6 protein-coding genes are annotated in these 7,628 nt (G+C 38.3%); 2 read left to right on the top strand and 4 right to left on the bottom strand.

Going from position 1 to position 7,628, the window contains the following annotated elements; all coding sequences use genetic code 11:
• Together AC3DU7_RS12390 and AC3DU7_RS12385 are read right to left on the bottom strand one after the other, a co-directional pair.
• Positions 1-237 (bottom strand): hypothetical protein (locus AC3DU7_RS12390; protein WP_488039649.1); only part of this gene is annotated, 237 nt, incomplete at its 3' end.
• Positions 238-395: 158 nt separating this feature from the next.
• On the bottom strand, positions 396-4,151 hold the full coding sequence (locus AC3DU7_RS12385) for an alkaline phosphatase D family protein (RefSeq protein ID WP_488039648.1): 3,756 nt from the start codon (positions 4,149-4,151) through the stop codon (positions 396-398).
• 478 nt (positions 4,152-4,629) lie between these two features.
• Here AC3DU7_RS12385 and AC3DU7_RS12380 point away from each other — a divergent pair, with 478 nt between their 5' ends.
• Together AC3DU7_RS12380 and AC3DU7_RS12375 are read left to right on the top strand one after the other, a co-directional pair.
• A complete protein-coding gene (locus AC3DU7_RS12380; protein WP_488039647.1) occupies positions 4,630-4,815 on the top strand; it encodes a hypothetical protein in 186 nt (61 codons plus the stop codon).
• A gap of 237 nt (positions 4,816-5,052) precedes the next feature.
• Entirely contained in the window at positions 5,053-5,721 is a 669-nt protein-coding gene (locus AC3DU7_RS12375; protein WP_488039646.1) for a glutathione S-transferase family protein, read from the top strand.
• A gap of 244 nt (positions 5,722-5,965) precedes the next feature.
• Here AC3DU7_RS12375 and AC3DU7_RS12370 read toward each other — a convergent pair whose 3' ends face one another.
• Together AC3DU7_RS12370 and AC3DU7_RS12365 are read right to left on the bottom strand one after the other, a co-directional pair.
• Positions 5,966-6,697, bottom strand: a complete 732-nt coding sequence (locus tag AC3DU7_RS12370) for a CHAT domain-containing protein (RefSeq protein ID WP_488039652.1) — start codon at positions 6,695-6,697, stop codon at positions 5,966-5,968.
• The gene (locus AC3DU7_RS12365) at positions 6,691-7,464 is read right to left on the bottom strand and encodes an efflux RND transporter permease subunit (RefSeq protein WP_488039645.1); all 774 of its coding nucleotides are present in this window, start codon (positions 7,462-7,464) and stop codon (positions 6,691-6,693) included. Before AC3DU7_RS12365 ends, AC3DU7_RS12370 begins: the two co-directional genes overlap by 7 nt.
• Positions 7,465-7,628: the final 164 nt, after the last annotated feature.

Genomic DNA, 7,628 nt, shown 5'->3' with positions numbered 1-7,628 from the left:
TAAATTAGAAGTTTTAATATAGCCATCATATAAAATCCAGATAATTGTATATCCAAATTCATTACGACTGGAACGGAGTGGAAGGAAGCAATCTCCTAAAACCTTTAGATTGTTTCCTATCGTCGCAATGACGAATCGCACACCAGATTCTATATCAGAAATAATTCGTAAAAAAAAATTGTAGGGATTAGGTCTCCAAACCCAAATGAGATGTGGAAACCAAACTCCTACAAGCAAATACTATAACATAAGTCCAGTAGGCCGTATTAATGAAATGTAATGTACCGCCTATCCTTAATATTTCGCTCAGTTACGCTCCGCTAACACACCCTACTGGACTACTGGACTGAGTAGTTCCTTATAAGGGATAGCTTTCAAAGGGGGTAGGGGGGATATTACCCTCTAATAACAAAGTCATCAACTTCAAGCAATGCTCCATTACTCAAAGTCGCAAACTGAGCGCCATCACCAAAACCATTAGCACTACCATTAGTATTGTAGAATAATGCACCATTATTACTGTTGTAAACAATAACAGCATCAGAAGTTGCAGCAGCATTATTACTGGTAACAGTAGCAAAATCTGTTGCGATATCGTTAATAGCAGTAAATGTAGTTCGATCCAAGAGAATTTGATCTTGACCAACAACAAAATCAGTAATTTCATCTACACCAATATCATCAGCATCAAATTCCTGACTTGTAGCAAAGATAAAACGGTCAATACTAGCACCACCAGTCATAGTGTCATTTCCACTTCCACCATTTAGACGATCGCGACCTTGACCACCATTCATCTCATCATTGCCATCTCCACCAAAGAGGAAGTCATTACCAAGACGACCTTCTAAAACATCATCGTCATCTTGGCCATAAAGGAAGTCATCGCCACGACTGCCAATAATTAAGTCGTCACCACCACTACCAATGAGAGTATCATTTCCTGTTAAACCAGTAATGGTATCATCTCCAAAGTTGCCGTTGAGACGTTCATCTTCTGGAGTACCAAGAATTTCTTGGTCAACTGCATCGACAATAGTGACTTGAGCAACTTGGTTGTCTACATCGACTACATAGTCTTCTATTTCTATCAACTCAATGGTTGTGGTTTCTTCTCCTTCCGACTCCTCATCAGGAATAGTTGTCCAGGTAACTGTTGCCGTAGTTGCCCCTTCCTCAATGGTAATAGCAGAGCGCGCGAGTTCATCCCCTACTGCATCGAGTTCTTCTAGGTTAGAAGCATTGGTTAACTCAGGAGGAAACTCAATATCGCCAAAAGCATCATCAGAATCTGTTTCTGACCAAATTACCCGCAAACCTCCTTCTGGAGCAGCTGCACTTAAATTGAAAGTTAGGGTGTATTGACCTGCGTTTTCACTAACAGTTTCAGGTTCAACATCAATACCTACTATTATTGGTTCAATAGTTTCAGTGGGGTTAACTACAAATTCACTGACTACCACTGGTTCCCGGTTGATGATATCTTCTGGGTTTGCTAATAATTCATCTTCTGAGTATGGTTCCACACCATAAGTGACAACGCGCAACTGTTGAGTTTCTGGGTCAATTTCAAATTCTGTCCAACCAAAGGTATGAGTGGCAACGTAGTCACCTTGAACTAGAGTGGCATCAATTTGACCGTCTGCTATTTCTAAATTATCGTTCAGACCAATGGGGTCATAACCAAAGGTTGCCAACCCCTCATTTAACAATGACTTGATAAAATCATCTTTGTCATTAATTTCACTACCACTATCGCCGATGACTGGCAAACTCTCATAAAAAGCTACTTCTTCAGGAGTCAAAAGATTGAATGCGGCAGATGACTCAACGGTACTTGGACCGAATGTAGGTTCAAAAGCAACGGCACCTGTAGTAATTTCAAAAGCATTAGTAGCTATTTGTTCCCCACCAAATTCTTCTTGATAAGTCAGGTTATTAACTACAGTGCCACGAATATCTCCCGCCACAAATACCACATTATCAATATCGTTATCGTCGATAAATTTGAGAATTTCTGTGCGTTCGGCAGCATAACCTTCAAAGCGATCGCTTGCATCAGAGGGCCCAAAATTTTGAATGGGTTCGGGAACCATGACAAATTTCCAGGTAATGCCGTCATTTTCTGCCTGGAGTAAGTCGTTTTTCAGGTCTTCTAGTTGGGGTTCTCCTAATATTGTGCGGTCAGGGTTAAAGGAAGCTTCCAGAAATTCTGCAATTCCTTCTGGTGTTACTTCGGCAGGGCCTAATTCTTGGTCTCGGAAGGAACGAACATCTAAAACAAAGGTAGCTGCATCGCTGCCGAAGGTATTATAACGATACAGTTTCTGTTCTCCTGCGGTGCGGTCTTCTCCTGTATTTCCATAAAATTCATCTTGCAAAGGATTAAATTCTTGGAATGCTTGTAGACCATTTTCAAAGAGTTGAGTGTCGTTAATTAACCCTTGTGTTTCTGGAAAGCGGGGGTCGCTACTTGCGGGGGCACCACCGGAGAGGTCGTCGGTAATTTCATGGTCATCTATTGTGGCCAAAATTGATGTAGTAGCACGGAGGTCGGCCCAGGTATTTTCACCGAAGCGATCGACATATACTTCCTCATATTTTGCCTGAAATTCTGCTAAGGTTTCTGCCTGTGGTTTTGGTACTGCTGGAGAAGGAAGATCTGCATAAACCACATCGCCGTTTAAGACGAAGAAATCTAAGTCTGCTTCATCAGCATTACTAATAGCTGGATAGGGAGAAAGTCCTCCGCGCCAGTTTCCTGTTACTCCAAATTTTAAGCCTGTTTGATTACCTAATTCTGCTGCGGTGTTAAATTTTCCTATTTCTGTTGAACCTGCTGCGTCGGTAACTCGATAATAATATTCGGTGTCGGGATTTAATTCTGTTATTTCGACTTTGACTGGAGCATCTGTTAGGTTGCCACTAACTATCTGAATAATGTTAGTAAATTCAGGGTTTGTAGCAACTTCAAATGTGATTTCTCCAGGGGCATTACTATTTGCCCATAACACTGTTGAAGTCTGAGTAGTATCTCCACTGGCAATGCCATTAATTAGGCTGTCTGATATTTGCCGAGGATTATAACTGAAACGGTCAATTTCTAGAGGTTCTTCAAAGCCAGTTGCCACATTTTCCCAAGGGATAAATTTAAAGTTAGTATTGAAGTTTTGAATTTCTCCATTTTCTGGGTCTTGTAGAACTGCTTCTGGTTCATTTGCACTTTCTCCCCCCTGACGGTTTGTAGCATTAACTCCCCCATTACTACCAGGAGTTACTGAAGTATTAACCAGAGGATTTTCTAATAATTGATTAATCGCATTATTGAAACTATCTCCATCAACTGGATCGGCATTTTGGTCTCCCATAATTACAAAAGAATTACCAGGGTTTAAACCACCAAAATTTCCTGCATCATCATAAATATAATCTCCTTCTCCAGGAGTAACATAATCTGCCCAAAACCGAATTTCATCATGATTTCTTCTACCATTCCTATCTTCTTCCCCATCAAAAACTGGTGGTGTAGGATGACTAACTAAAACATGAACTATTTCTCCATTCACATTTATCGGTACATCCCAATGACTCTTAGAAGAAAGACGAAATACTTCTAATTCTTCCTCCGAATACCAATCATTAGGTTCCGGTGTATCAAGATTATCTGGTAATAATGCACCTGGTATATCTTTCCAGAGAAAATTTTGAAAAGTTCTGACTTCCTCTTCAACAAAGGGATATTTTGAATATAAAACCATTCCGAATTGACCCGGAAAATTGCCAAAACCAAAAGCATCATTCCCATAACCATTTTCATCTGGTGTTGTAACTATTTCCTCATTATTATCTAAGTCAAAACCAGAATAAATACCTGTATTAGAAGGGGCAATATATACGAAGGGATATTCTACAGGATCTACTCCATTTTGACTTATTCCTAAATAGTTTTCTTGAAATAATTCGGCTGCTTCCCCTTCTGAGTCAAAGTCAAATTCATTAACTAATAAAACATCAGGATTGACTCTTTGAATAATTTCTGCTACTGTCTGTGCTTGTTCGTTTTGTTGTGTAGAAAGGTCTGCGATTAATTGACCTTCTTCGCCACGGTTTAGAGATGCGTTGAAAGTGGCGAAGCGAATTGGATTTGGCATATATGAGAAACTCTTAGATTATTTACAGTAACAACTGTAATGGAATTTTGAGAGTTTCAGATTAAGTAGAACTTATGTTTATATTAAGTTTTGTTTATTTGTACAGATAATTAAAGATTCAAATCTAGATAGTTGACTATATTTTTTATTGTGCTTATTCAATTATAAATCTCCAAAAATCAATAATAAAACCAATTCTTATCCATAAATTATCAATTGTTTCTCCCTATTGACTACTATGCGCAAAAGTCGATATATTTTTCCTTACTCATCTAAAGATGACTTCTGCTTTGATCCTAGAAATTTATTTCTTGGCGGATGACATAGCTTGCCTTAAAGATGACTCTTGAGGAGTATGCCATATTTTTCATCTTTAATTAGGGTTTGCTGATTAAAGATAAAAGTCTTGATATATAAAGGCTTTGGCCTTTTTAGGTAGTGAAAAAGTAGCAGGTTTTTGCCTAAGGAAGCTCAAAAAGTGAGTATTGGCGTAAGTATAGAAGCAGAAAAATCTTGGGATAATTTTTCCTTTGTACGTCCTCTACAACTCCTGATTCCTCTTGACTCTTCACTACTCCCTACTCCCTACTCCCTACTCCCTACCTTAGCAAAAAGACTTTTTCAGCAAACCCTAATTATATTGTGGTTAATCAGTTCAACTTGATATAATTTATCAAAATAACATGGGTCTAAAACCCCGCCTTTTAAGGTGAAATATTTTTGGAGAGTTGCTCAAATCCCCATTACAAAAATAACTTCTTACTTCTGACTTCTGACTTTGTTAAAAATACTGGCTCTTGACATTATCTCAATTAAGGGATATGTTCAAGTTAATTTGGTTTTACTAGCCTAAATTTTTGCCATAATTTATTCTTGATAATGAGGAATAGTATTCAAGAAAATGAATCCAACAATAGAACTTTTTTGCTTTCAAGGTAGTCTTTTTGCTTGGCGAGTACAACTGGCCTTAGTAATTCATAATGTTGATTATGTCTCTCATTATTTAGACCCATCAATAGGAGAACATAAACTACCCGATTATCTCACTTTAAATCCCCGTGGTAAAGTGCCATTACTAAAACATGGGCAATTGTTTGTGCGTGAATCTATAGCAATTTTAGTGTATTTAGATTCTCTCTATCCTGAGTGGCAACTTTTTGGTAATACTAGCCAAGAGAAAGCAATAATTTGGCAACAAGTATGTGAAATTGAAAATGTAATTGTGCCCTCTTTACTTCAGCTTATCCCTCCTATATTCTTTGGAGGTTTAGCAGAGAAAGAGAAGGAAGTTCTTGAAAATTTCCAGAAATTAAAAGAAGAATTTACCATACTAAATAATGAGGTTTTAGCAGATAAAAATTGGTTGGCAGGTGATAAATTATCTGCTGCGGATATTGCTATTTATCCTATTTTTAAATTTGTCGAAAAATTAGCAGTCCAGGAAGATGTGAGTAAATTAAACATAGACATCTTACCTATAGAGAAAAAGTATCCAAAATTAGGAGATTTGCTACAAAAGATTGATGAAATGCCTAATGTTGATAGTCTCTATCCTCCTGATTGGCGATAACAATGAATAATGAATAATGAATAATGAATAATTAGGGCTTGCTAATTAAATATAAAATCATTTACAGATAAAGCTTTTAGAATTTTTAGGGCTGGAAAAAGTGCCGGAAGTTAGGTCAAAATCCTTCAGCTAGAGGTACTGATAACTGATAACTGAAATGACTCCTACCCTTACCAAAAGACTTAATTCAGCAAACCCTAATTACCTCTTCTTCTCAAGGAGAGGTAATTGTAGTTATTAATTATTAATTATTCATTGTTGAACGCCATTCACCCTGCAAAGTAAACGCTGCCCAATATTCTGGATCTTGCCATTCCTCTGAATTTAACATCTCAATTTTGGCTAACCTCAATGCTTCGACTGGCTTCATTTTTTCGACTAACATTTTCTGATAAAATAATGTCATTAATTTAGCAGTTGCATCATCATTTACTTTCCACAAACTAACAACAACCCTTGGAGAACCTGCATACATAAATCCACGAGTTAACCCCACAATTCCTTCTCCTTTTACTTCTTCTCCTAACCCAGTTTCACAAGCACTTAATACTACTAATTCTGCTGATAATTTCAGATTAAATACATCCTGTAAATATAAAAAACCATTTTGTCGATCGCCCTTTTCATCTACTAACGACATGACAATTCCTGATAGTTCCGGTTCTGTACCATTGAAGAAACCATGAGTGGCAAAATGAATATATTTGTATTGACTTAATTCTTCGCTAGTGGCTTTTTCTCTAGTAGCAGAAAAGTCTAAAGCATAGGTGCGTTGGTTTTCATCAGGTACTTGAACAACGATCGCTTCTGCTTCTACTCTAGTACCTGGCAGTCGCTCCCAGTTAACACTCCCTCCTCTAGCAGCTCTGGTCATTTTTTGTCCTCGTAACATAGATACTGTTTCGTTTGAGTTATTACTTTTAGCTTTCCCCTCAAGGCGATCGTCATCAAGATCAAAAACAGGATCGGCTAATATTGCGATGGTTTTAGGTGCCGGTTGACGGTTGGCAGTTTCATTGCGACAATAATGATGCCTTGAACAAGGGAACCGCTAACATTCCGAATGGCAGAATCAATGAAATTAGACTGGCGAAAAGTCCTCGCGATTTTCACATCTGCTGGAAATGTTGGCTGCAACGATGCCATTACACTTTCAACCGCTTTCGTCACTGTCGGAGTATCCACATCTGGCTGTTTATTAATCATCATTACCACGGCGGGTTTACCGTTAAAGCTAGCATCACCGCGTTTGAGTGCCGTACCCGTTTTTACCTCCGCCACATCTTGTAGCAAAATCGGGATGCCATTTTCCACTTTTACAACGGACTGCTGCAAATCTTCAATGGATTGCATCTGCCCAATACCACGCACTAATAATTCTTGCCCGCCACCAATCAAGAATCCTCCGGGAGCATTGGAACTAGCATTTCTGGCTGCATCAGTTACCTCTGTAAGAGAAACATTGAGGAAACGCAACTTTTCCGGATCGACTAATACTTGTTCTTGCCGTTCGTCTCCCCCATAAACTGTGACTTGAGAAACTCCAGGAACAGAGAGAATCTGATTGCTGAGGGTGACTTCTACTAGCCGACGCAAATCCATCAGGGAAGTTTGCCCCTCACCATTGACAGTAAAAGCGTACTGCAAAATTGTTCCCAGGGGAGAAACTAAGGGAGAAATTTCTGGTGGATGAGCGCCTTCAGGAAGCTGATTTGTCACCTGTTGTAGCCGTAACGATTTCATAATAACTCCTGATCTCAACAAAAACTGAACAAAATCATCTAATAGTTTGCCACAGGGTAGATGAAATTTAGATGAAATTCAGTAAGTATTTTTTGATGTAAAATTTTTAGTGATTTTGATTTACATTTAGGTATAATTAATTTTGAAATCTAATAGACATCTCC

Source organism: Okeania sp. (assembly GCF_983059655.1).
The sequence above is the reverse complement of the archived record's forward strand: the minus strand, read 5'-3'. Positions and strand labels throughout refer to the sequence as shown.

Excerpts from the sequence above, each read along its gene's own strand:
- AC3DU7_RS12385 (WP_488039648.1), bottom strand. The coding sequence starts at position 4,151 with ATGCCAAATCCAATTCGCTTCGCCACTTTCAACGCATCTCTAAACCGT.
- AC3DU7_RS12375 (WP_488039646.1), top strand. The coding sequence starts at position 5,053 with ATGAATCCAACAATAGAACTTTTTTGCTTTCAAGGTAGTCTTTTTGCT.
- AC3DU7_RS12365 (WP_488039645.1), bottom strand. The coding sequence starts at position 7,464 with ATGAAATCGTTACGGCTACAACAGGTGACAAATCAGCTTCCTGAAGGC.